Annotated in this window: 21 protein-coding genes; 14 read left to right on the top strand and 7 right to left on the bottom strand. The window is 52.5% G+C overall.

Going from position 1 to position 25,108, the window contains the following annotated elements:
• The first annotated feature begins 37 nt into the window (after positions 1-37).
• The 3 genes from DUE52_RS00855 (at position 38) to DUE52_RS00845 (ending at position 2,620) form a co-directional block, all read left to right on the top strand.
• Entirely contained in the window at positions 38-733 is a 696-nt protein-coding gene (locus DUE52_RS00855; protein WP_114404046.1) for a response regulator transcription factor, read from the top strand.
• Positions 730-2,091 carry a HAMP domain-containing sensor histidine kinase gene (locus DUE52_RS00850; protein ID WP_114404045.1) on the top strand — a complete coding sequence of 454 codons (1,362 nt, stop codon included), beginning with the start codon at positions 730-732 and terminating at the stop codon, positions 2,089-2,091. Before DUE52_RS00855 ends, DUE52_RS00850 begins: the two co-directional genes overlap by 4 nt.
• 184 nt (positions 2,092-2,275) lie before the next feature.
• Positions 2,276-2,620 carry a hypothetical protein gene (locus DUE52_RS00845; RefSeq protein WP_133299735.1) on the top strand — a complete coding sequence of 115 codons (345 nt, stop codon included), beginning with the start codon at positions 2,276-2,278 and terminating at the stop codon, positions 2,618-2,620.
• Positions 2,621-2,726: 106 nt separating this feature from the next.
• Here the strand turns inward: DUE52_RS00845 and DUE52_RS00840 are convergent, their stop codons facing one another.
• The 5 genes from DUE52_RS00840 to DUE52_RS00815 form a co-directional block, all read right to left on the bottom strand.
• Complete coding sequence (locus DUE52_RS00840; RefSeq protein ID WP_165840835.1) at positions 2,727-4,583, bottom strand: S8/S53 family peptidase; 1,857 nt, start codon at positions 4,581-4,583, stop codon at positions 2,727-2,729.
• Between the two features lie 177 nt (positions 4,584-4,760).
• Complete coding sequence (locus DUE52_RS00830) at positions 4,761-5,459, bottom strand: DUF4097 family beta strand repeat-containing protein (RefSeq protein WP_114404041.1); 699 nt, start codon at positions 5,457-5,459, stop codon at positions 4,761-4,763.
• Positions 5,460-5,483: 24 nt separating this feature from the next.
• The gene (locus tag DUE52_RS00825; protein ID WP_114404040.1) at positions 5,484-6,263 is read right to left on the bottom strand and encodes a DUF4097 family beta strand repeat-containing protein; all 780 of its coding nucleotides are present in this window, start codon (positions 6,261-6,263) and stop codon (positions 5,484-5,486) included.
• Positions 6,264-6,298: 35 nt separating this feature from the next.
• Positions 6,299-7,069, bottom strand: coding sequence for a HEAT repeat domain-containing protein (locus DUE52_RS00820; protein ID WP_114404039.1), 771 nt, complete (start codon positions 7,067-7,069; stop codon positions 6,299-6,301).
• A complete protein-coding gene (locus DUE52_RS00815; protein WP_229312018.1) occupies positions 7,053-7,601 on the bottom strand; it encodes a GFO_1088 family ECF-type sigma factor in 549 nt (182 codons plus the stop codon). The genes DUE52_RS00820 and DUE52_RS00815 overlap by 17 nt, the downstream gene beginning before the upstream one ends.
• A gap of 303 nt (positions 7,602-7,904) precedes the next feature.
• On the opposite strand from DUE52_RS00815, the gene DUE52_RS00810 reads away from it, so the two are divergent.
• Positions 7,905-8,432: a hypothetical protein gene (locus DUE52_RS00810; protein ID WP_114404037.1), complete on the top strand. Its 528-nt coding sequence runs from the start codon at positions 7,905-7,907 to the stop codon at positions 8,430-8,432.
• A 134-nt stretch (positions 8,433-8,566) separates the two neighbouring features.
• On the opposite strand, the gene DUE52_RS00805 is transcribed toward DUE52_RS00810, so the two are convergent.
• A complete protein-coding gene (locus tag DUE52_RS00805; protein ID WP_165840834.1) occupies positions 8,567-10,675 on the bottom strand; it encodes a prolyl oligopeptidase family serine peptidase in 2,109 nt (702 codons plus the stop codon).
• Positions 10,676-11,045: 370 nt separating this feature from the next.
• Here DUE52_RS00805 and DUE52_RS00800 point away from each other — a divergent pair, with 370 nt between their 5' ends.
• The 3 genes from DUE52_RS00800 to DUE52_RS00790 all read left to right on the top strand — a co-directional run bounded on the left by DUE52_RS00800 (position 11,046) and on the right by DUE52_RS00790 (position 17,377).
• Entirely contained in the window at positions 11,046-13,691 is a 2,646-nt protein-coding gene (locus DUE52_RS00800) for a putative Ig domain-containing protein (RefSeq protein ID WP_114404036.1), read from the top strand.
• A 170-nt stretch (positions 13,692-13,861) separates the two neighbouring features.
• Positions 13,862-17,023, top strand: coding sequence for a ligand-binding sensor domain-containing protein (locus DUE52_RS00795; RefSeq protein WP_114404035.1), 3,162 nt, complete (start codon positions 13,862-13,864; stop codon positions 17,021-17,023).
• An 18-nt stretch (positions 17,024-17,041) separates the two neighbouring features.
• Positions 17,042-17,377 (top strand): winged helix-turn-helix domain-containing protein, encoded by a 336-nt coding sequence (locus DUE52_RS00790; RefSeq protein WP_114404034.1) that lies wholly within the window; start codon positions 17,042-17,044, stop codon positions 17,375-17,377.
• 2 nt (positions 17,378-17,379) lie between these two features.
• On the opposite strand, the gene DUE52_RS00785 is transcribed toward DUE52_RS00790, so the two are convergent.
• Positions 17,380-17,571, bottom strand: coding sequence for a hypothetical protein (locus tag DUE52_RS00785; RefSeq protein ID WP_114404033.1), 192 nt, complete (start codon positions 17,569-17,571; stop codon positions 17,380-17,382).
• Positions 17,572-17,650: 79 nt separating this feature from the next.
• On the opposite strand from DUE52_RS00785, the gene DUE52_RS00780 reads away from it, so the two are divergent.
• The 7 genes from DUE52_RS00780 (at position 17,651) to DUE52_RS00745 (ending at position 24,999) form a co-directional block, all read left to right on the top strand.
• Entirely contained in the window at positions 17,651-18,415 is a 765-nt protein-coding gene (locus DUE52_RS00780) for a ferritin-like domain-containing protein (RefSeq protein WP_114404032.1), read from the top strand.
• Between the two features lie 15 nt (positions 18,416-18,430).
• Positions 18,431-19,261: a ferritin-like domain-containing protein gene (locus DUE52_RS00775; RefSeq protein WP_114404031.1), complete on the top strand. Its 831-nt coding sequence runs from the start codon at positions 18,431-18,433 to the stop codon at positions 19,259-19,261.
• Between the two features lie 982 nt (positions 19,262-20,243).
• Positions 20,244-20,612 carry a sugar 3,4-ketoisomerase gene (locus DUE52_RS00765; protein ID WP_114404029.1) on the top strand — a complete coding sequence of 123 codons (369 nt, stop codon included), beginning with the start codon at positions 20,244-20,246 and terminating at the stop codon, positions 20,610-20,612.
• Positions 20,609-21,700 carry a DegT/DnrJ/EryC1/StrS family aminotransferase gene (locus DUE52_RS00760; protein ID WP_114404028.1) on the top strand — a complete coding sequence of 364 codons (1,092 nt, stop codon included), beginning with the start codon at positions 20,609-20,611 and terminating at the stop codon, positions 21,698-21,700. Before DUE52_RS00765 ends, DUE52_RS00760 begins: the two co-directional genes overlap by 4 nt.
• Positions 21,700-22,665, top strand: coding sequence for a glycosyltransferase family 2 protein (locus DUE52_RS00755; RefSeq protein WP_114404027.1), 966 nt, complete (start codon positions 21,700-21,702; stop codon positions 22,663-22,665). The genes DUE52_RS00760 and DUE52_RS00755 overlap by 1 nt, the downstream gene beginning before the upstream one ends.
• Positions 22,646-23,368: a class I SAM-dependent DNA methyltransferase gene (locus DUE52_RS00750; protein ID WP_165840833.1), complete on the top strand. Its 723-nt coding sequence runs from the start codon at positions 22,646-22,648 to the stop codon at positions 23,366-23,368. Before DUE52_RS00755 ends, DUE52_RS00750 begins: the two co-directional genes overlap by 20 nt.
• A complete protein-coding gene (locus DUE52_RS00745; protein ID WP_114404025.1) occupies positions 23,368-24,999 on the top strand; it encodes a hypothetical protein in 1,632 nt (543 codons plus the stop codon). The genes DUE52_RS00750 and DUE52_RS00745 overlap by 1 nt, the downstream gene beginning before the upstream one ends.
• Positions 25,000-25,108 lie beyond the last annotated feature (109 nt).

Raw genomic sequence — 25,108 nt, 5'->3', positions numbered from 1 at the left:
TTTTGCTTTACTATCTTGTGAACCATCACGCTGACTTATGACGACAGGTTCTACTGCACATTTGCTTTTGGTTGAAGACGAACCCAAGGTGGCAACGTTCATTAAAAAAGGATTGCAGACGCAGGCCTATACGGTGGAGGTGGCGCTGACAGGTGAGCTGGGAAAAGAGTTGTTCAATAAAACGGCATTCGACCTCATTATTCTGGACGTAAACCTGCCCGACATCAGCGGCCTCGATGTGGCTGAGTACATCCGGCAGCAAAACCGCCGGGTGCCAATTCTGATGTTGACGGCGCTGGATACGACCGCCGATAAACTGCTGGGATTTGAAGCCGGTGCCGACGACTATCTGGCTAAACCGTTTGATTTTCTGGAACTGGTGGCCCGCGTGAAAGCACTCCTGCGCCGGGCAGGAACGACGGAAGAAGCGGATCGCGTTTTACGCGTGGCTGATCTGGAACTCGACCTGCACGAACGCGTGGCCCGTCGGCAGGGGCAGACCATTGAGCTGACCGCCCGCGAATTTGCCCTGCTGGAGTATCTGATGCGCAACGCTGGACGGGTGGTTTCGCGGGTAGACATTGCCGAGCAGGTGTGGGACATCGGGTTCGATACCGGCACGAACGTCATTGATGTGTACGTAAGTTACCTGCGCGCTAAGATCGACAAGGATTATCCCACCAAGCTCATCCACACGCTGATCGGAATGGGCTACGTGCTGAAAGAAAAATGAGCCTTCAAAACCGACTGACCCTTTTATCAACCGCCATCGTTTCCATTTTGCTGGCCTTCTTCTGCCTGTTTCTGTATTTGGTGGCGGAACAGTACCGGAAAAAAGAATTCCTGACCCGGCTGCGGTCGGAAGCCCTGACGGCGGGGCATCTGCTGGTGGGGCAGGAGCACCTGGGTCCGGCCCTCTACAACCTGATCGACAAGAATCAACTGACGGTTTTACCCGACGAGGAAATCATTATCTACAACGCCCAAAACCGCCTGATTTACGAAAGCGGAACGGACTTTCTGACGGTAACACCCGCGGTTTTAGACCGGGTGCGGGAACTGCAAACGACGCAGTGGCGGGAGGGAAATCGCGAAATCGTAGGGATTATGTTTACCGAAAAAGCCGCTCCGTTTGTCATTTTTGCCTCGGCGGTGGACATCTATGGCGTGCGATCCATGCAGGATTTGGCGCGGTTGCTGAGTGGGGGGTGGTTTGTCATGATTGGCGTCATGCTGATTGCGGCCCGCTACTTCATGGGCCGTATTCTGGAGCCCATCAGCCGGATCAATCAGCGGATCGACGAAATTACGGCCTCGAATCTGTCGCTCCGTTTGCCCGAAGGTGAAAGTGCCGACGAACTGACCCAACTGGCGCAGCGGTTCAACCGGATGCTCAACCGGCTGGAGGAAGCGTTTCGGCTGCAACGGTCGTTTGTGTCGCACGCGTCGCACGAGTTGCGAACTCCGCTGACCGCCATTACGGGGCAGTTGGAAGTGTCGCTGCTGGCCGACGATGAGCCCGACGAACTGCGGGCGACGCTCCGTTCGGTGCTGGACGATGTCCGGGGGCTCAACCGCATGGCCAATGGACTGCTGGCGTTGGCCAATGCCAGCATGGACTCGTCTGCCGTGCCGATGGGACCCGTGCCACTGGATCGTTTGCTGGAACAGGTTCAACTCGACGTTCAGCGGCTTCAACCGACCTATACCGTTCACCTTCGCATCGAATCGCCGAATGCATCCCCCGCCGACTGGCAACTGACGGGCAGCGAACCCCTGCTGCGGACGGCTTTTTTCAACCTGCTCGATAACGGCGGCAAATTTTCGACCGACCATACGGTAACCCTTCACGCATCCGTACAACCGAAGTCGGTCGAACTGCGGGTGCATAATGCCGGGTCGGTGATTCCGCCCGACCAGCTAGCGGAGGTGTTCATCCCGTTTCAGCGGGGGCGTAATGCCAGCGGACTGCCGGGGTTCGGGATTGGACTTTCGCTGACGGAGCGCATTGTCCGCTTGCACAAAGGCGATATCCGGGTTGAGTCGAAAGAAGGCGCCGGAACCACTTTTATCGTCACGCTTCCCCGCTAATTGCATTTCTAACCCCGTTCTAATGTCGTTCTAACACGAGCTTAACACCGGCTTACGACCTTTGTAAAGTCAACCAGGCAGTAGGATATAAATGAACCTGAAACCGAGTGGTTGATTTATTATAAAGACAGAAAAAGCCATGAAAACATACATTTTTGCTCTAGCTCTTAGTGGATTAACGATTTTGAATGCAGCAGCCCAGGACGACACCAAACGTCGGAAGGATGTCACCTACTCGACCCATAATTACAAACACCCCAACAAAGCGGCTGTTGCCCAAAAGTGGGCCAACCAGAAAGGGGAAGGCATTAGCGCCCCGGCGGTGAATAACCGGGCGGTAGCCAACTACAAGCAACCAAGACTCAATACGGAACCGGTCAACGGTATTCTGGTGCCGCATACGGCTGAGGAAAATCTGGCCAACCGGAACTACAAAATTCAGCATTTCAACGTAGCGGGTCAGGAAGCACCGGCGACAGAAGTGGCCGGGAACACGCCGAAAGGAACCTTGCCACAGGAGAACGAATAATCCTAAACCTGATTGCCAAAAACGGCTTAACCGCATCTTGTATGCGGTTAAGCCGTTTTTGTTTTGGTCAAACTTTCGTGATTCTCAATGGATTCGGTAAGCGTCATTAATGTGGTCTATCGGCTAGTTTTGTCAGCGCCATTTTCTGGTTAAGAATGGCAGGCGTAGCGTTAGTTGACGAGGTGAAGGGCGTGGCGGTCTCTCTTAGTAATTTGATGACCGCATCCGGAGAAAGGGCGCGTACGGATAAAACCGTAGCCGCAATGCCGGCTGCAACCGCCGTAGCAAAAGAGGTGCCGCTTACGAAATCAGGAGCGGTTTCGACGCTGAATTGGCCATCCTGAAGTTTGTATTTTTGAACCGGAATTTTTTCTCCGGGAGCCCAGAAACTTTTCGGATCGCTTGGCGAAAAACTGGAAGCAAACCCCTTTTCATCGACCGATGACACCACCATGATTTTGTTCAGGATAGGCCGTCCTGCAAACGGGAAGGGCCGTTTGGGTTCATTGCCGGCCGCCAGTAAAACGAGAATTCCTCCTTCGGTAAAACTTTCAAAAGCGTTCTCAAAAACTTTTCCTTCCAACGGCCCGTAGGTGATCACAAGAATATCGGGTTTGGCCCTGGCCAGATCATTGATCATGTCCAGCAGGGCTGTTGTTCCCATACCGCCCGAGCTGGCATGAACATTTGAGAAAATAAAATGAGCGTGAGGAGCGCTTAGTAGAACCGCCTGTGTAACGGAGGCTGTATAATCCGTCAAATACGACTCTTGATTCTCGGTGTCAGCCGACGAACTATTCAATACTTCCATTTGCTCCCTTTTTAATAAATTTTTGGGCGGTACCCCTCCCAGAATGGCCACTCGAACCGGTCTGGTATTCTCGGCTTGATTGGGAACATACCCGATTAATCGGCGAACCGGATCAAGGAGACGTTCGGTGGCCGATCGCTCCGTAATGGAACTCGTTTCCAGTTCGGACTTTGTGGTTGCCGTAGGAAAGGAAAGTTTTAGTTTTTCATCAAATTCTTTGGTGAGGAGCGCAATCTTGTTCTGAATGTGTTTCGATTGCGCTTCTTTTTCAGCCGATTGGGGGTCTTTCTGGAGCTGGGCATATTCTAATTTGTAATAATCGAGTGCCTTTGGGGTGTTTTTAGCGTTTTCAGCCGTTTCGGCTGTGACATGCAGTAACGCACTCCAATTAGGCGTTTTTTGCGCCAGTGAATCCAAGGTCGTGATGATTTCTTGAAACGTTTGCTGTTCGGGTTGTCGACCTTTGGAAATAAGGCGGTTTAATTCCTTCACTTTTTTTAGAGCCAGCATCAGGTCTTTAAACTCTTCCGGGGTAATGGCTTCAGCCTCCTTTACGACTTCAATAAAACGTTGATAGGCCAGATAATAGGCAACCCGATCGATGATATCCCCGGTTTTATCACTTCCCGCCAACCAGATGGAACCCTTACTTTCCTCCAGCGTTCCAACCACAACGGAGGTCGCTTCTTCATAATTGACAGAAAGCTGCAGGCCGTTTCTTTCGGAGAAAAACCGTTGTGCCAACGAAAAGATACCGGATAGATCAATGCCACCCACTGACATCTTTAGGTCCACCTCTTTGAAGGCAACCCCGCTATAACCGATCGAAATGGGTTGAACTCTGGTTAAATCCTGTGGAACTTTTTGATCTTCAACGATTTTCTGATTTTTTGTGTCAAGCGCATCAGCCGTTGCGATCAATTCCTGCTGAAGTTGGGAAAGGCGGGCTGAGAGCATGTGCGCCATCACTGAACCTAACTTTTCACCATCCGTTCCGGCAGCTTTGGAATTGATAATATTGAAAGGTAAAATGACCCTGGCCCGCGTGCTATGACGAAAGGTTTGCCATAAACTGTTCACATACCAGACCGATGCTCCGGCCAGAAGGATTCCCAAGGTGATAAAGATCCAGATCCTGAGTAGTAATACCATGGTGCAAGCTTGTCTAGGTGGTTCACAACCCCGTCGGATCGATCATTGAACCAACGGGTTATGATCCCTCAACCTACCCATAATGCACAGTTCTACCAGTAGTTTTTGAGCAAACGGTATATAGTGAAAATCCGTCAGAAGAATACGAAACTGGATGCGTTCTTTGCGTTCCAGTTTCTACTTCTTCCGAACATACACATTGTTGCTGATCGACTCCAGCCGCACTGCCGGCCCACCGCCATTGACGGTTCCTTCCAGCAGATAACCGACCATCGGATTCTTCTGCTTTTTGTTTTTGAAGTCGATGTTTAAATCGGAATAGACCTCGCCGGTGATGGTTTTCATGGACAGATTAGCGCCCTTGGTTCCGGACCAGTTCAGGTCGACAAAACCGCTGATGGTTTTGGCAAACACCTCTTCGCTGGCGCCTTCGATGTCGATGTTGCCGTTGATGGTTTCGACGCGCAGTTTGGCTTTGCGGGGCAGAAAAACCTGGTAGTGGATGGTGCTGCAGACGTAAAAATCCTGACCATTCTTTTCGGTGCGCCAGGTCGACGTTTTTTTGCCCGGACAGTCCTCGGCTTTGCCCAGTCGCAAAAGCTCCCGGTCGTAATCGGTTTTGACGCTGATTTCAGTCGCCGTAGACGCCGATTCAACCAGCAGGGCATTGTTGAGCTGACCGCTGTTGATGGTCACCGCAATGCGGACGTAAACCTCCGGTTTGTCCCAATACCGGACCTGAATGCTGTCGGCAAACTTCAGGTGGAGGTTGACGAGCTGGTTCGGCGTGAACGGAAAGGTTTTGTCAATAATTTTTTGGGCGAAGGCCGGGCCGATAGTCAGGCCGGTCAGGAGCAAAAAGAGGAGCTTTTTCACGGGAGTAGTGCAGTTTTTGGTGGCTTACTTTTGCTTGCGGATGTAGATGTTGCTGCTGATGGTATTGAGCTGAATTTCAACTCCTCCGCCGTTGGCCGTTCCTTCGATGTGGTTGCCTCCACCCACACGCGACAAGCCTTCCTTCGCGCTTTTCAGGCCCAGATCAAAGTCGGTGTACATCTCGCCGTTGATCGACCGAAGCTTCATATTGGCCTTCGCATTGGCGGGTAGCGTCACGTCTACCGCTCCCGAAATGGTGGTGATCGACGTCGGTTTTTCCTGGCTTAGATTCGTAAAAAAGACGTTGACTTCGCCGTTGGTGGTGTTGGCGACCACGGGGCCGGTCACACTTTTGAGCGTGATGGGCGAGTTGGTGGTTCGCACTTCCAGGTCGCCGTCCATGTTGCTGATGGTGACTGCTCCGTTCCGCCAGTTGATTTGCCGGAAGAGAATGGCGACTTTTTTGGGCACCCGAATCGTGTAGTCAATGTCTTTGCGGGTGGCTTTTTCGATCTTTAACCCGCCGTTTTCCGGGGTTACGGCCAGCCCAATGCCGGAATTGTCCACGGCCGAATAATACAGCGGTTTCAGTCCTTTGGCCCGTTCCGGCGGTGCTTCCAGTCCCGACGACGCCCGGATGATGACCTCATCGCCGTCGTATCCTTCAATTTTGTATTCACCGGCGTCCATCTCGATAACGATTTTCCGGTCTTTGGCATTGGCGAGTTTAGCCTTGTATTCCTGTGCGTTGGCATCCGGAAGGCAGCATAAAGCCGTGACAATCAATAAACTGATTTTTCTCATTGGTTTGGTCTGTAAAAAGTGGAAATCGAATAAAATCAGGAAGCAGAGCGGTTTTTGGGCTGAGCCAGGCGATTCAGCCCTTCTTCCGCTTTCAGCCGGACCGCTTCCAGGAGTTGCCGGTTTTGGGCGAGTCGCTGCATCGCGTCGACGGCCCGTTTTTCCTGAATCGAAACCAGGGTTTCGATGAGCATGATCTGGACGTAGGGATCGGTCTGAATCTTCAGCGATTGAATCAGGGCTTCCCGAACGCCCGGCTCGTTGGGCAACCGCATCAGGGCTTCACAAGCCGCCAGCCGTACGTTGACGTTTTCGTCAAAATTCAGCGTATTGATCAGCAACTGGGTAATTGCCTGATCGACTTCCGCCAGCTCGTAGCTCTGGTTGACGGCCTGAATGCGCTCGCTGGCCGATGTCTGGGCCGCCGGGTCGAAGTTCAGCACCTTTTTGATGGCCACCGTCGACGAGGTTTCGAGCGAATTGGTTTGTTCAGAAACCCGGTTACTATAATAAAAACCGCCCACAAAACCGCCCGCCAGCAGGGCCACACTGGCCGCCATTCGGAGCCCCCAGGTCGTCAGACTTCGGATGCGACCCTCCGAACCCAGCCGGTTAGCCAACCGGTTGTTGAAAGCGGGGGATGGCTGCTCGTTCCGGGCTTCGGCGAAGTAGCGAAACGGCCCGGCCTGGTTCTCCAGATGGGCGGGAACCGAGGGGCCGCGAAAAAAATCCCGCAAGGCTTTTTCTTCTTCCAGGGTGCTCTCCCCGGCGTAGTATTTTTCGAGCAGCTTTTCAATATCCTGCTTCATAATCGTTGGTCTTTAAGTAACTGTCCCGCACCCGCTGCCGGGCTCTCGACAAAATCACGCGGATGTTGTTGATAGTCAGGCCCGTTACTTGTTCAATTTCTTCAAACGAATACTCCTCCACATCGCGCAGATGCAGAATCAGCTTTTGCGGGTCCGGCAAATCGCCGATGATGCGACGCAGCAACGCACTGCTGTCTGCTAATTCGGTCTGGCGATACGGCGAAACATCGTCTGCCTGAACGGTTGTCAGGTCGGTATTGCCGTCCGTTGTCCGGTTTGCCTGGGATTTTAGTTTGTCCAGACACAGGTTTCGCGTCATCTGCACCGCCAGTGCTTCAACGCTGTGGTACGAATCCAACTGCTGCCGTTTCGTCCAAAGCCGCATCAATACCTCCTGCAACGTATCCTCGGCTTCTTCGCGGTTGCGCAGAAACAGTTTGGCCAGCCGAAATAGCCGGCCCTGAACGGGGAGTACGATTTGTTTGAAGGCTTGTAAATCCATTTCAGAGACAAAGACGACGGAAGAGGGCATTCATTACAGGGGTTGTGCGAAAATTCGATTTTTTTTTCGACACCCTACCTATTATAGTCTGGGAACCGCCCGTCCGGGAGCGTTCAAAAGCCCGTTGTAATTATTGTAACTACATGGAATACAACGGAAGCATACGTAGAACTACTTGCTACTAAAAAAGAAATAAGGGTAACTACTACGAGAATTTAAGGGAATTCTACCCGTTTTTCACCGAAAAGCGCCCAACTAACCATTCACCACTTGTAAGAACCTGAGAAACTCCCTTATTTTGGCCTAAGTTTCACATCTAACTCATTCATACTAATGAAAAAATTATTCTCCTCACTCCTCGTAATGTCCCTGCTGCTGGTAGGTACGCAATCATTCGCACAATATCAGAAAGGCGATAAATTATTGAATGCCGGTATTGGTTTGTCAAGCTACTATGGTGGTGGTCTTCCGATCGGAGCTTCTTTTGAAGTGGGAATAACCGACGAAATCAGTGTTGGTGCACAAGTCGATTTTTACACCTGGGGTTACAACTTCGGTGGTTACAAATGGCGGTATACCTTTCTTCCGATAGCGGTACGCGGTTCTTACCACGTCAACGAACTCCTGAATCTGAACAATGACAAATTGGACTTGTACGGTGGTCTGGCATTGGGCTATTACATCTCAAGCTTCAAAGACAATTCAGGTTACTCGGGATTTTATGATAATGCCTATGGTAACCAGGTGCTGTTTGGTGTCCACTTGGGTGGCCGGTATTATTTCAAACCGAATTTAGGTGCCTTTGCAGAAGTTGGTTACGGTGTTTCTGCACTGAAATTAGGGGTTGCCTTCAAATTTTAATCAGGCATCGCCACAACAAAAAACCGCCGGAAGCACGCTTCCGGCGGTTTTTTGTTGTGAGACGTGAGAGCAGAGAGGTGAGAATAAAGACCAACAGCTTTGTTGTCTCTACTCTCTTGTCTCTGCTCTCACGTCTATTTCAAACTCTTCACGCCCATATTCCAGAGCATAAACGCGTAAATATCCGCCGTCGACTCGATGTTTTTCTTCGTGTTGCTGGCACCGTGGCCGGAATTGGTTTCGATCCGGATCAGGGCCGGATTCGGGCCTTTGTAGTGTTCCTGCAACGTGGCCGCATACTTGAACGAATGGGCCGGAACCACCCGGTCGTCGTGGTCGGCGGTGGTGATCATCGTGGCCGGATACGGGATTCCCTCTTTAATATTATGAATCGGCGAATAGGCATAAATCGCCTTGAATTCGTCGGCATTATCGCTGCTGCCATAATCCGATACCCAGCCCCAGCCAACGGTGAATTTATGAAACCGCAGCATGTCCATCACGCCCACCTGCGGAATGGCAACCCGGAACAAATCCGGCCGCTGGTTGATGACCGCGCCCACCAGCAAACCGCCGTTGGAACCGCCCCGCAGCGCCAGCTTTTGTGGTGAGGTGTACTTTTGAGCGATCAGGTACTCGGCAGCCGCAATGCAATCGTCGAACACATTCTGTTTCTTGAGTTTCATGCCCTGTTCGTGCCAGGTTTCACCGTATTCGCTGCCTCCACGCAGGTTCACGGATGCGTAAATGCCGCCCTGTTCCAGAAACGGAATCAGCAAAGCGCTAAATCCGGGGGTGAGGGTGACGTTAAAACCGCCATAGCCGTAGAGCATGGTCGGGTTGTTGCCGTCCAGTTGCAGGCCCTTCCGATAGGTCAGGAACATCGGTACGCGGGTGCCGTCCTTGCTGGTGAAAAACACCTGTTTGGTTTCGTAATCTGCCGGTTTGAAATCGACTTCCGGCGCCCGGAATAGGGTGGTTTTCTTCGTCGCCAGGTCGTAGCGGTAAATCGTGGCCGGAAACGTAAAGGAGGTGAAGGTGTAGAATACGAATTTATCGTCGCGCTCTCCATCAAAACCGCTCACGGTTCCCAGGCCCGGCAGCGACACTTCATTTTCGAGCTTGCCGTTCAGGTCATACACGTAAATACGCGAGGTGGCATCTTTCAGATAATTCGCAAAGACTTTGTCACCGGCAACCGAAGCGCCATCCAGTTTTTCGGGCTTTTCCAGAATCAGATCACTGAGCGCACCGGTTTTGGGCATCACTCTGGAAAGCTTGTAATTTGGTGCGCCGTTGTTGTGATACACCAGCAACTGATCGCCCACATTGTCGACAACCGAGTAGTTGTATTTAAAGCCTTCGAAAAGTCGTTTGAATTGCTTGTCACCGGCTTGCAGGTCTTTGTACCAGACCTCGGACCCGTCCGTACCCTCGGAAATGTTCAGAATCAAAAACCGCTCATCCTCAGTAGTTTGTGAAAAGAAATACCGCAACGGATGCGCTTTGTCTTCATACACCAGTTCGTCCTGGGTCTGAGCGGTTCCCTGCCGGTGGAAATACACCTTCATGAACTCATTTTTGGACGATAACTCCTGTCCGGCAGCGGGTTTGTCATACCGGCTGTAATAAAAACCGTCGCCTTTCCAGGCCGCCCCCGTGAATTTCACCCATTCGAGCTTGTCGGGCAGCGGTTTTAAGGTCTGCATGTCCATCACGTAGATTTCCTGCCAGTCGGACCCTGCTTTCGACAGCGCATAGGCCGCATACCGGCCGTTTTTCGACAGATCGAAACTCGTGAGCCGCGTCGTGCCGTCGGCCGAAAGCTGGTTGGGGTCGATCACCACCTCGGGCGTGCCGGTCAGGCCCTTCTGGCGATATAAAACCGACTGGTTTTGCAGTCCGTCGTTTTTGTAGAAGTAAAACCACTCCTTTTTACGACCCGGAGCCGAAAAACGGGGGTAATTGATGATCTGTTCGAGCCGCTTTTCCAGTTGCTTCCGGTAAGGAATCTGCTCCAGATACCCGAAGGTAACGGCATTCTGGGCTTTCACCCACGCACCGGTTTCCGCCGAACGGTCGTCTTCGAGCCAGCGGTATGGATCGGCCACTTTTGTGCCGTGATAGTCGTCGATCTGATCCGTTTTGCGGGTTTTTGGATAGTTTAGGGGAGTGGATTGGGCTGTAGCCCCGGAGATTTCAAGCATAATAAACAGACCAGTCAGGATGGATTTTAAGAACATGCCTATCAAATAGGTTAATAAGAAAATGAGTCGATAAAATCCAAATTACGACTTTTGATCTGATTGGAACGCTGATTGGGCGGATTAAACGGATTAACGCAGATAAAAATCTGTTTTGATCCGTTCAATCCGCCCAATCCGTGTTCCAATCCTTTACAAAATATCCCACCAATTCTTCACGGCCTGCGTATCAACTTCACCGGTTTTTACGTATAAAGCGTTCAGCTTTCCGAATAAAATAGTGAAACGAAATAGTTTATAAAAGCGGGAAATGAAATAGTATTGCAGCGTGATCGATACCGAATCAATTTCGCAATCGAAACGAGTTTGTCTTCATTCCTATCTTTCTAGTTACCATAAACCGCATTGTATGCCTAAAAATCTACTTTCAAAAGTTGGAATTGTCTTGGTATTGCTGTTGGGAGCCGCAACGCTCCGCGCCCAGGTGGCGGTTTCGTGGCCGCAGAACGGGATGGTCTTTCAGCGTGGGTTCGACAACAAGGCGAGCGTAAAATGCATCATCACCTCGACCAACGGGCAGACCATCTCCTCCCTGCAACTGCTGTTTTACAAGTATACCCTGACCGGCAACACGCAAGGGCCACTCAATCCGGTGACGGGTAATTCGCAAAGCTGGACCACGGTACCGATTTCGGGGGCCGGGACGTGTCAGGTCACGGCGCAGATCGACGTGGCCGGTGGCATGTACAAAGTCAGGGCGAAGGACAACAGCGGTCGGGAAACGGCCGAGTTCGATCTCGGGGTCGGGGAGGTGTTTGCCATTGCCGGCCAATCCAATGCGTCGGGCATTGTGAATGCAAACAACCCGGCTTATGAAACGGGGAATGCGACCTTCGTCCGGTTTTTCAACGAAAAGGATCAGAGCAATAATTTGCAAGGCTTTGAGGAAAATGATCCGGGAAAATGTGCCGGTTGTTCGCCCGAAACGGTTTATTTTCAATGGTATTGGGGCGGATTGGGCAACAAGCTGATACAGACGCTGAATGTGCCGGTGGCATTCTACCAGAACTCCATGTCGTCGACAAGTGTGGTGGAATGGCGAAACAGCAGCCAGAACCGCAATACGCCCTTCAACGATGGACAGCCCCGTTTTATCAACGGGTTTCCGTACCGGAATTTGAAGAATTTTCTGACGGGCCGGGCCAAACAGACGGGGTTGCGGGCTATTCTCTGGCACCAGGGCGAAAACGACATCCGCGGGGATCCCTCTACGCCAAACAACTCGCCCGCCAACACGACGGGCGGTTTTCCGAGAGCGACGCGGTATTATGATGTACGGACCAATGCAATCAATATGTCAGAAACCGATGACAACCTGTTGAATGAATTGATTGGGCAAAGCCGGGCCGATCTGGGTGCCGACGTTCCCTGGGTTATCGCGCAGGCCAGTCATCTGCGCGGCATCACCGATCCGCTGGTCATTCAGCGGCAGGTTAAAGTGATCGGGTATGCCACCCACGACAACAGCAATCCGGTCGCTGCACCCAAAGCGTTTGGCGATCCGTTTGTGTCGCCCTATGGCCGGGCCAACATTTTCAACGGCCCCAATACCGACCAGTTTGGCAATTCGTACCGGCAACCGGATCCTGATAAAACACACTTTAACAACCTGGGACAGAGTGCCGTTGCGACAGAATGGAACAAGGCCCTGACGACGCCGTATAACGGGCAGAACTTTTTCAACGCTTCGGTACCGATGCTCAACAAGGGTGAAACGACCGGTGTGCCGACCAACGTAGCGTGTAATCCGACGACGCCACCCGTAGTTAGCGGTAATTTCGATGGGTATCTCTACGGTGCTGACTGCGAAACATTCCGGGGCTGGGCCTGGGATGCCAACCAGAAAAATACCCCGATTTCGGTCCAGATTCTGGACGGAACAACGGTTATTGCCACCCTGACCGCCGACGAATTCCGGCAGGATCTGGCCAACGCCGGCAAAGGCGACGGACGCCATGCGTTTCGCTACTTCATCGACAACAGCCTGAAAAACGGGGCGAAACACAGCCTTTCGGCCCGCGTAACGGGCAGCAGTTTTGTGTTGAAAAGTGGCCCCAAAGTGATTGAGTGTCAGGGAACCGGCACACCACCACCGGCCAACAACCCGCCCCAATCGCCCACAGTATCCGCGTTGTCGGCCCAGCAGGGTGTAGCCTATTCGACCACGTTACCGGTTTTTTCGGATTCAGATGGAGAAACGCTCACCTACGGTTTGTCACCCGTGCCGACTGGCCTGGGCTTCAATCCGGCCAGCCGGGTGCTGAGCGGGACGCCCACGGTCAATGGCACGTTTACCCTGACGTATACGGCAACCGATCCGCGGGGCGGCACCGGCTCAACACCGGTAACCTTGACGATACAGCCTCCGACGACGCAACCGCCGTCGTCGACCACGGTGACGGGGAGCTTCGAGGGCTACCTGGACAAAGTGGAGTGCGGCACCATGCGGGGCTGGGTCTGGGATCGGAACAAGCCCAACACACCGATGACGATTGAATTTTATGCCAACGGCGTTTCCATCGGCACGACCGAAGCCAACATCTACCGGCAGGATCTGAAGGATGCCGCCAAGGGCAACGGCGCTCATGCTTACAGCTTTACGACGCCAGCCAGTCTGAAGAATAATGCCACACATCAAATCAGTGCAAAAATCCTGAACAGCAGTTATACCCTGAAAGGTGCGCCAAAACCACTGACGTGCGCGCCCCCGGCGGCCCGCGTGTCGGCGGGTGTTTCGGAGCGGAACCTGACGGTGACGGTTTTGGGCAATCCGGTGGGCGAAACCGTTGGGGTGGAAGTCCGCGGAGCCGAAGGACAATTCCTGCATTTGCAGCTTTCCGACCTGAATGGCCGCATGTTGGCGGGACAGGACGTGGCCGAAGCCGGGACGGTTGAAATTCAGCATTTGCCGGTAGGACGACAGCCGACGGGCTTGCTTTTGCTGCGGGTCGTGAGCGGTCAGCAGGCGGTTACCGTCAAGGTGCTGAAACCGTAGAAAGACAAGAGAGGTAAGACAAGAGACAAGAGAGGAAAGACGAGGGAATAAAGACAGCCGGTAGCGGTTTTTTGTCTTTTCTCTCTTGTCTTTCCTCTCTTGTCTTAACAACATTTGCAGGTTACCGATCTATCTGTTAATTTACCCTGATGTTTCCGTTTCGGTGACAAATGAAACTAACCCGTATCTTGTTCCTGCTCTGCTGGCTGATCGTCCTCGGGTCGCCGGTGGCTTCGGGAACCCCGAAAGACCCGCTCAGTCAGTCCCTCCGGATTGATCACATTGGCGTTGACGATGGTCTGACGCAAGGGTCGGTGTATCACATGCTGACCGACAGCCGGGGGTTTCTGTGGTTGGGTACACAGGACGGCCTGAACCGGTATGACGGGGCGCATTTTCGGCATTACCGCCCCAATCTGACCGATTCCACCGCCATTGTCGGCATCAATATCTCCGGGATTGTGGAAGATCGCAACGGCAATCTCTGGATTGGCACGGAATACGGACTCAACTACTACGACCGGGCGACCGACCATTTCACCTGCATTTATTCCTATTCGAAAGCCAAAAAACCGCTAAAGAGCAAAACCATTCCGTTCTACGCCAACGGGCAGGAGGTGTTGTATTACAGTGAAACCGAAGGGCTGGTTTCGTTGACGATCAAAACCCGCCAGAAGCTGGTGCTGGACCCGGGCGTGCGGCCCACGCATGAATACGACCAACTGAATTCAACCGTTCGGACCCCACTGGGCGATGTGTGGCTCCACGCGCCAACCGGTCTGATTCGGTATAATCTCTACGAACGGCGGGCTCACTATTATTTCAGCAATCACCCCACAAACGAAGCAGGTCCGGCGGTGGGCGTTTTCTCGTTTCATTGCGATACGGCGGGGGTGGTCTGGCTCGGAACCGCAGCCGGTATGATTCGGTTTGAGCCGCAAACGGGTCGTTATCAAACGTTTATGCCGGATGGCGGGCGTTCTCTGACTTCGATTTATACAATTGCGGAAGATCACGACGGTCGGTTGTGGCTCGGCACCCAGCGCAGCGGAATCTGGCTGTTTGATAAACAGACCAGCCGGTTCAGCCCCGTGAGCGGTTTTACCAACAGCTCCCGGCATCTGGCCGATTACGAAATCTGTAAAATCTATATCGACCGACAGGGCATTATCTGGGCGAATACCGACCCCGATGGCCTGGCCCGCATCGTGCCGGGCAGTACTTTTTTTGGCGGCATGGCCGTTTCCAAAAACGAACCGCACGTGGCCAAAGACCCGTCGACGCTCAGCCATTTTGTGGTGCGCGGTTTTCTGGAAACTTCCCCAACGGAGTTGTGGATTGCTACCGAACGAAGCCTCGACGTGTTGGATCGCTCCCAAAACCGCATCATCCGGCGGTATCTGACGCAGGCCAGATACAGCGATTTACCCTCCCGAACCCTCATCAAATGTCTGTATAAAGACCCGCAGGGCCGAATCTGGGTCGGCACGAACGGGGGTGTTTTTACTTTCGATAAAGAGAAATCCACCTTCCGGAAAATTCCGCTGCCGGGTTCGCCCAACAGCAAGGTGGTCGAAAATTTTGTACGTCGGCTGCTGTCCATCGATGACAATACCATGCTGGCGGCCACTGAAGATGGCCTTTTTCTGCTCGATGTTCGCCAGAAGAAGTTTACCCTGCTGCCGACAATGGTTCATCAGAATATTTTCAGCCTGGCCCGCGATCGCGCCGGTCGCTACTGGGTGGGAACCTACTCGGCCGGATTCTACTGTTATGAGCGGCCACCCATCGGAAAAAATCCTGAACCTCAGCAAATTGTGAAAGGTCTGGACGGCTACACGGTTCTTTATTTTTACGAAGATCCTGTGCATCCCATTGTCTGGATGGCGACGGACAAAGGGCTGGCGGCTTTGAACACCAAAACCGGCCGCATCAGCCTCTATGACCAGCAGCACGGCCTGGCGAATCCGTTCATTTACGGAATTCTGCCGGATCATCAGAACCGGCTGTGGATGAGCACAAACCGGGGCCTGGCCTTTTTTAATCCCACCACGAAAAAGTTCAAGAACTTCGACATGTCCGACGGGTTGCAGGGCTACGAGTTCAACGGCAATGCGTATTTCCGAACCCAGGACGGCGAGCTGTTTTTTGGTGGTGTAAACGGATTCAACCGGTTTTATCCGGAGCAGTTCCGAACCAGTTCCTATATGCCGGCGGTTCACATTCACACGATGAGTGTCAATGAAAAGCCTTATCAGTCAGATGGTTATATTGGAGAGGTGGCCCGCGTCGAACTGCCTTTCAATCAGAATACCGTAGCGCTTGAATTTACGGCCCTGGACTATTACAGCAACGGTCGAAACCAGTATCAGTATCAGCTCGTGGGCTATGATGACCAGTGGGTGCAGTCGGGGCTGGACACCTACGTCCGGTATGCCAATCTGCCGCCGGGAACCTATACCTTCCGGGTGAAAGCGGCCAACAAGGATGGTCAGTGGAGTCCGAAAATCAAGCGGTTGACGGTGGTGATTCAGCCGCCGTTCTGGCAACGGGCGTGGTTTCTGGTGTTGCTGGGATTGCTGGTCGGCGCGATCGGTTTTTACTGGCTTCGCCGGCGCGAAAACCGGATTCACCGGCAGCACCAGCGGAACACCCGGCTGGCCGTGGAGTTGCAGGAGCAGATCAAGAAAAACCTGGCCCGCGACCTGCACGACGAGATCGGCACCCAACTGGCAACACTGAAACTGTACGTCGGTCGGCTGGTCGATCCGCCCAGTCATCCCGTGCGATCGACCTCTTTGAGCGAGCTGGCGCGGCAACTCATTAGCGACATCATTGGCAACATCCGCAACCTGCTGCGGGAGTTGAGTCCGCGGACGCTCGAGCAGTATGGCTACGCGGCTGCCGTGGAGGAACTGCTTTCGCGCATCGACAAATCTACGATCGAAACGCACTTCTGGGCCGACGAACTGCCGTCGCGGCTGAATCCGGAAACCGAACTGATGCTGTACCGGATTACGCAGGAATTGCTGAACAACACGTTGAAACACGCCAACGCGCGGCAGGTGAGCATTCGGCTGGTGTATGAAGAACCGCTTTTGAAACTGTATTACAACGACGACGGCCAGGGTTTCGACTACAAAGAAGCCCGGCGGGGGTTGGGTATCGGCAACATCGAGTCGCGGGTGGCGCTGATCAACGGCGAAATCGACTGGCAATCGACGCCCGGCGATGGTACGCGGGCCATTGTAACATTAACCTACCGGCCGACGAGCCGGTTTTCGCTGAACCGGCTGGAGCGGTCGATCAAAAAAGTGACGGCTTTGTTTTAACTCCGTCTTAAGGGTGGTATGACCAATTTGCACATCAACGGAAGAGTCTGGCTGGAAGCCCAGGAGCGGTTTTTCGGCATCGGCCGGATGGAACTGCTGGAACACATTCAGCAGACGGGGTCGATCAACCAGGCGGCCAAGGAAATGAAAATGTCTTACAAACGGGCCTGGGAACTGGTTCAATCCATGAACTGCCAGGCCGACGCGCCCCTGGTGAGCACCCAAACCGGTGGTGAGCGGGGTGGGGGAGCCAGCGTGACCGAAGAAGGCCTCAAATACCTGACGTATTACCGCGGACTTCAGGAACGGTTTCAACAGTTTCTGGCCGAAGAAGTGAATCATTTGCCCATCTAATTTCAGTTACGAATTCTCCCTGAACCGGCTCGTTTTTTTGCTCCCGTGGTCGGCTCCTGCTCCCGCATCCAGATTTCAGGTAAAAAATAATCTTTGGCCTGAACTGGCTTATTTTCCCCGAAAACCGCCCTTTTTTGTCCCGTTCCCTCGAATACGGCCCTGATAAAATCTTTTTTGATCGTTGCGAAATCCAAAAATCAAGTTGACTCGTTCGTATGGGTGTCTTTTAAGAAGATCCTTTTTATACACCCTATTAACAAATTCACTTTTCTTATGGAAGAATTAACAAGTACCTCTACCCCCAAGAAAGGCCCGAGCGTACCCGCCATTCCATCAGTTGAACGTCGGATGTTTCTACGCGCATTAGGCTTAACTACTGTTTCGGCGGCTGCCTTTCTGACGGCTTGTCAAAATTCAATGAACGATGTTGCTCCCAAGTATTCGGGAGCCCGGCTTTCGGCCGATGGTGTGAGTTTCGGAGAAGGTGATTTTGCCATTCTGAACTACGCCTATGCCCTGGAGCAACTGGAAACGGCATTCTACATGGCCGTTATCGAGAAGAAAACGTTCGCTGCCGGGAGCAAAGAAGAAATGATTTTCAAGGATATTCACGATCATGAGCTGATTCACCGTGAGTTTTTCAAACTGGCGATTCCGGCCGACAAGCGCATTGGTGATCTGGAATTCGACGTAAGCAGTATTGATTTCACCAACCGCCGGGAAGTGTTGAACACGGCGCGGGTGCTGGAAGATACCGGGGTGGCCGCCTACAACGGTGCGGGTCCGCTGATCTCGAAAGCGAACTCTATTTACCTGACCATTGCCGGAAAAATTGTATCGGTTGAAGCGCGTCACGCTTCCCTGATCAGTTCCATTCTGCAACCGGGTGGTGGACTGTTTGCCGGTGACTACGTTGTGGATAACAACGGGTTGGAGAAAGCCCTAACGGTTTCGGAAGTATTGGGCAGAGCGGGTCGATACATCAAAACCGCCATCAACCCCGCTTCACTGCTTGCCCTGGAATCATCCAAATCATAAACCTTACGAACGATCATGAATCTTCTCGGAATATTCTCACAAATTGAAAAAGCTGATCCGGAAATTGGCGAAAAAATGGATTATTCGCGCCGGAAAATGTTGAAAACCACCTCGGTAGCGGCTGCGGCTACGCCGATGTTTTTTGCCGCGATGGTGAATAAGGCCTTTGCCGCTGAAGGTTGTGCCGGTGATGCCATTGCCATTGTCAAATACGCCTTGACGCTGGAATACCTGGAACGTGATTTCTACCGTGCCGGTCAATTCAAAGCGGGTTTGCTTCCTGCGGGAACCCGTCCCTACGTGGTGCAGATTGCCAAACACGAAGCGCAGCACGTTGATTTGCTGGAAGGTGTGTTGGGGATCAAACCGAATGCCATGCAGCCGAAATACAACATGGCTACGCTGAACGCTGCCCTGGCCGACTACCCAACTTTCCTGACTTATGCGCAGGCTTTGGAAGACACCGGTGTTCGGGCGTATAAAGGACAGGCCGCCTGTTTGCTGGAAGAAGATACGGCAACATCCCGGACCGTTCTGGCGGTAGCCCTGCGGATTCACTCGGTCGAAGCCCGTCACGCGGCCGCCGTTCGCTACATGCGGGATCTGCGCGTATGGCCATCAGGAGGTCAGAACGGAACAGAACCGGATCCGAAAGTTTATATGGATGAAGATCAGGGAACACAAGGCGGTGCCAACCTGGTTGATTTCTTCAACATGCAGGAAAATAAAATGAAGTTGTATAGCCCCGATATGTCTACCCGGAGCGTGTACGAATCATTCGACGAAGCGTTGACTGCAGAACAGGTACTGGCCATTGCCGGCCCGTTCTTTGCCGCGCCGATGTAATTCAGTATAGATTGTGTTTTTTTGAAAAGACCGACATATGTCGGTCTTTTTTTTGCACATTTTCAGTCGGTTTTTAACAATCAGGACGCGATTGTCTGGTAGCGATCCTTCCTATAAAACCTACCTTTTAGTGAGTAGATTCAGATCTTCAATTCCGGATTTACACCTACTTAACGGCTGGTAGTCTAACTAAAAACATCGTTTCATTACTGGTGCGCAACTGAACCGTCCGTTGATCACATTAGGAGTCGAAATCCCTTATTTTCTTTCCCGTCGGCTTCTTTTTCGTGACCGCCCACTCGTTTTATTCATTATTTTTTCGTTAACAACGATCGGGAAAATGGTACATACCCGTGATTTCTTCCGCCTTTAACGGTTCGAAAAAAAACACCTTATCAGACAAGGCGGGCGTTCGGGTGGGAATCTGGAGCTTTCCAAACCAGTCTGTCCGAAATTCCCCGATGAACGGCGGAAATGCACCACGACGGCGAGGGCAGCGCGTTGACCAAACCAGTGCCATCGGCTGGCACCAACGCGATGAAAGCAGCCATACCGAAACGGATGGAAAGCGATTCTTGAATAGAAACCGGTTGTTTATCAGTATTTTATGAGCAGACGTAGGGTTGCGCTACGAAGTCGGCCGGGGCTGGAGCAATCCAGGTTCGATCCCCGCAACAAGTGTCAAAAATGGGGGCTGAAGCCGTTTGACGGCTGAGACAAAAGGCGGACTTTTGAACAACTGCCGGGGTTTCCTGTCGATTTTGGGAAGATAATGGGGCTTTGTCCATCTGGTTTTGCAATAGTAGTAAGACAAACCCCTGGAACCGATCCCCGGTTTAATCATCAAAAAATGATACCTTATGAAGAACGCGGGCTTATTGCAGAAAATACTTATGATGCGATCTTCACTTATTCCGAACATTTTTCGACCACAAAATTCTGAAAAATATAATTAAATTTAGCACGAGTAACCCTGTCCAATATGTCCAAACTTATACAACTCGCAACGCATTCCTCAGCGCGGGGAGATCTTACCGTTTTTGAAAAAATATTACCCGGTGAAATAAAAAGGGCTTTCTATATCTATAATGTGGGGTCGCCAACCCAGGAACGAGCATTGCATGGCCATCGAAAAGAGTCGAATGCTTTGATTGCACTGGCCGGCCAATGCCGGATATTCGTTACCAATGGAGAAGAAGAAAAGTATTTTCATCTCACCGTACCGAATGAATGTCTGGTGATCGAACCCGGCGACTGGCATATTATTGACGAGTTTACGAAAGATACCGTTCTGCTGGTGCTCTCGAACGAGTGCTATGACCCATCCGATTACTTCTTCGATCGCCCATGATTCCGCATTTAGACCTCAGGCAGGTGAATCAGCCCTACGCAGAGGCTCTGCAGGCCGCGGCCTGTCGGGTGCTGTCGTCGGGCTGGTTTGTGCTGGGGCACGAAGTGGAGGCTTTCGAAACCGGTTTTGCGGCCTATTGTGGCGTCAAACATTGCATTGGCGTCGGCAACGGGCTGGAAGCTATTCATTTGATTTTCAAGGCCATGAATTTTCCGGAAGGGAGTGAAATCATCGTGCCTGCCAATACTTACATTGCCACCATCCTGCCCATTACGGCTTTGGGGCTGACACCGGTCTGGGCCGAGCCCGATCCGCGAACCTATACCCTGGCGGCACCGCAGATTGAACCCCTGATTACGGAAAAAACCCGCGCCATCGTCGTCGTCCACCTCTACGGACGCTGCTGCGACATGGCTCCCATTGAGGAACTGGCCCGGAAATACAACCTGAAACTGATTGAAGACGCGGCCCAGGCTCACGGGGCTACCTATCAAAACCGCAAAGCCGGGAACCTCTCCGACGCGGCCGCATTTAGTTTTTATCCGACCAAAAACCTGGGTGCTCTGGGCGATGCGGGCGGGGTGGTTACCAATGACGACGAACTGGCGCATCAGGTTCGGCTGCTCCGCAACTATGGCTCCGAGCAGAAATACATTCACCGGATTCCGGGCATGAACAGCCGGCTCGATGAACTGCAGGCGGCATTTCTGAGGGTCAAATTATCCCACCTCGACGCGGATAACCGGCGTCGGCAAGCCCTGGCAGCCCGGTATCTGGCTGAAATTCATCATCCTTCGCTCCAAATGCCCCCCGCCGACGCCATCGATCAGGATGTCTGGCATCTCTTTGTGGTGCGGCACCCGCAGCGGGAGGCTTTCATGACGTATCTGCGCCAGAAAAACATCGGCACGGTGATTCACTATCCCGTGGCACCCCACCAGCAGGACGCCTATAGGGAATACCGTTATCTGGATTTACCCCTGACCGAACAACTACACCGGGAAGTGTTGAGCTTGCCCCTCAATACAGTCCTGACCGATGCCGAAGCGGATTATATTATCGAAACCATCAATGAATCCCCTTACTGATGTTACTCTCTGTCGTTATCCCGGTCTATAACAGCGAACGCACCATCTTTCCGCTGGTGGAATGCCTTACCTACGAACTCGCAGCCTATCCCTTCGAGATCGTGCTGGTGAACGACGGCAGTCGCGATGCTTCCGAAGAAATCTGTGAAACGCTGGCCCAAACGTTTCCCCAGGTTCAGTTTATCTCCCTGCGCAAGAACTTTGGCGAATTTCAGGCCGTCATGTGCGGGTTGAATCACGCCCGGGGCGAATACTGCGTGATTATCGACGACGACTTCCAGAATCCCCCGCAGGAAATCATCAAGCTGCTCCGCGAAGCCCAGCAGGGCAACTACGATGTGGTGTATTCACAGTATGAGAAAAAGAACCACGTTCTGTTCCGCAACATGGGCAGTTGGCTCGTGAACCGACTGACTACCTGGCTGTTGAGAAAACCGTCTGATTTATACCTGTCCAGTTTCAAACTGATCCGGCAGGAAGTGGTGCAGGAAATCATTCAGTATAATGGCCCGTATCCGTATCTGGACGGCCTGATTTTCCGGACCACCCGCAACATCGGCCGCGTGATCGTGCAGCACCACAAACGCCAGGAGGGCGATTCGAACTATACCTTCCAGCGGCTGATTTCGCTTTTTCTGACCATCTTTTTCGGCTATTCGGTTCAGCCGCTGCGCCTGCTGACCACGCTGGGTATTTTCATGATCCTGCTGAGTATGGTCGCGGGTCTGGCCGAAACCGTCGGTTCGTTGCTAACGCAGCATTGGCCCGCAACAGATCACCTGCTATGGGTGACAATTTGCCTGATCGGCGGGATTCAGCTCTTTGGCATGGGACTGCTCGGCGAGTACGTCGGCCGACTTTTTATGATGCAAAGCGGACTGCCGCAATACGTGGTTAAATCGGAACATTTCAACTATGATCGGAAACCGGGACGAGTACGAAAGTATGTTCCAAGTGGAGCGTAAACTCTGGTGGTATCGCATTTTACACCAGAAAGTTATCCAACAAATTCAATCCCATTTTCCGGGTAGTCAGTCCATTCATATTCTGGATGCCGGTTGCGGAACGGGCGGTTTGCTGGACGCGTTGCGTCAGGCGGGCTATGCACAGATCGCGGGCTTCGATGCGTCGGTCGATGCGGTTGCCTTCGCCCGCGAACGGCAGGTGGCCGCTGAACTGCATGATTTGCGGGCGTTTGCGTCCTTCCATCCCGGCGAAACGTTCGATGTCATCATCTGCAACGATGTGCTTTGTTACTTCAGGGACGAAGAACTTCTGGCGGTTTTAAACAGCTTCAGAAAGCGACTTCGCCCCGGCGGAATTTTCATCAGCAACAACAACGCTTTTCCGGCTTTGCGCGGCACGCATGATATGGCGCTGAACATTCTCAGGCGGTTTGTCAAAGCGGAGTTTATCCAATTTGCTCCTCAGGCGGGTTTTTCGGTTGAGCAGTTGGAATACTGGAATTTCTGCCTGACCGTTCCGATCTGGCTGCTCCGCAAAGCGCAGCTTCTGGGGCAGCGCCTGAGCCCTTCCCCGTCCGTTCAATCCGATGTAAAATTGCCGCCGTTGTGGATGAATGAACTGATTTTCAACTGGCTGATGGTCGAAAACCGCTTTTTTCGCACTCCTCCTTTCGGGAGTTCCCTTTTCACGGTGATGCGTTGATGGAAAACCTTCTTTATTCGCTTCCCTTCCGGCTTTTTGGTATTTTTCTGCTCATGGGCTGGAGTCTTCTGCTCGGGTGGAAAGCCCGGTCGCCGGACTCCCGGCCCCGGCTTTCGGGGCGGAGCATCCTGGGCCTTTCGTTCGTGCTGTTCATCGGAATTCGGCTGCTCTATGCCCCGGATCGGGAACAAAATGTGGATACCAGCACCTGGATTGCCACGGCCCTGACGGTCGGCAAGGCCGAAAATCCGCTGTCGACACTACTCAACTATTCGGATGGCCGACCGCTGGCCGTTCTGCCGCTGGCCATCGCCGAGCTGGTGGGCATTCCGCTGGATTACCGCCTTACCGACTTCATGGGGGTATTGCTGTGGTGCCTGACGCTCTGGCTTTTCTGGCGAATTCTGAAAAAATACCTGGCTGAAGAAACGGCGGTCGTGCTGGTCTGGTTACCCATCCTGATCATCAGTACGGTTTTTAATCACGACTTTGCGAGTTACAATACCGAAATCATGGGAAATCTCTGGCTAATCACCGGGCTTTTCTGGATTTTGAACCTTAGCCTCCGCTCAATGGGGTCCGTTCTCGCCCTCGGTTTCTGGCTGGGGTGTCTGCCCTTCGTGAAATTCCAGACCGTACCGATGGGGCTGGTTCTAGGGCTGTTTACGGCCTGGAAACTGTATCGGACCCGTCGGTTTACCAGCGTGCCGGTGTTGGTGGGTGCAGCCTTGCTGCCGGTTTTGCTGCTAACACTTTACTATTTCAGCCAGAATGACCTGGAATCGTTCTGGGGTGATTATTTCAGCAACTATTTCGTCTATTCCTACACCACCCAGTATTCTGCCTTATCGACCGGCGACCGGTTTTCTCCTGTTCGCATAGTTCGCTATCTGTTTCATTCCCAACAGCTTACTCTCTTTTGGGTTGGTGTTTTCGGGGGGGGGCTGCTGGGTGTCTGGCATCTGGTTCGTCGCCCGGTTTTCCGATCGACCGATCAAATGGAACGGCTCTGGTTGGGGACGGTCTGGCTGGTGGCCAGCTTTTATGCCGCTCTGCAAGCGGGCAACAACTACACCCATTACCTTCTTTTCCTGGTTTTCCCGGGCCTGTTTCTGCTCGCGGTTTTGTACGAAATCCAGGGTGTTGCCACGAACTGGAAATGGATAGGCATCAGCTTAGGGCTGGTTGTCGTGCAGGCTTCGGTGAACGGTTTTTTCCGAAAACCGCTTCCCATCCATCCCGGTGAGCCTTTGTTTCAGGCCGTTTCGGCTGAAATAAAGCAACGGAGCCAACCGGACGATGGTCTGGTTGTTTGGGGGTATGTCGACCGGCTTTACGTGTATACCCGTCGACCGATGGGCTATCGGGCGTCCGACACCTTCTGGGTGTATTATCCGACCTCGACCCAGCCTTTCCGCATGAAGGAATTTCTGGCCGATATGGAACGGAATAAACCGCTTCTGTTTGTCGATGCGATGACGCCCAGAATCTCCATGTTTGCGGATGACGCCTTTGAATTTGAAAACTTCCCCGCCATCAAAACCTATATCGACCGGCAATATCAGTTGGTGAAAACCATCGAAGACGTCCGGATTTTTGAGCGGAAGAAGAAGGAGAGGAATAAATTATAAATGTAAAATGATGAACGTTAAATGTAAAAGTGCTGGATTGCGAGACTTTTACATTTAACATTCATCATTTTACATTTATAATTTATCATTACCATTTAAAGGCTTGTCT

The organism is Larkinella punicea (assembly GCF_003334855.1).
GTDB classification, from domain to species: domain Bacteria; phylum Bacteroidota; class Bacteroidia; order Cytophagales; family Spirosomataceae; genus Larkinella; species Larkinella punicea.
This window is presented reverse-complemented; position numbering and strand designations above follow the sequence as displayed.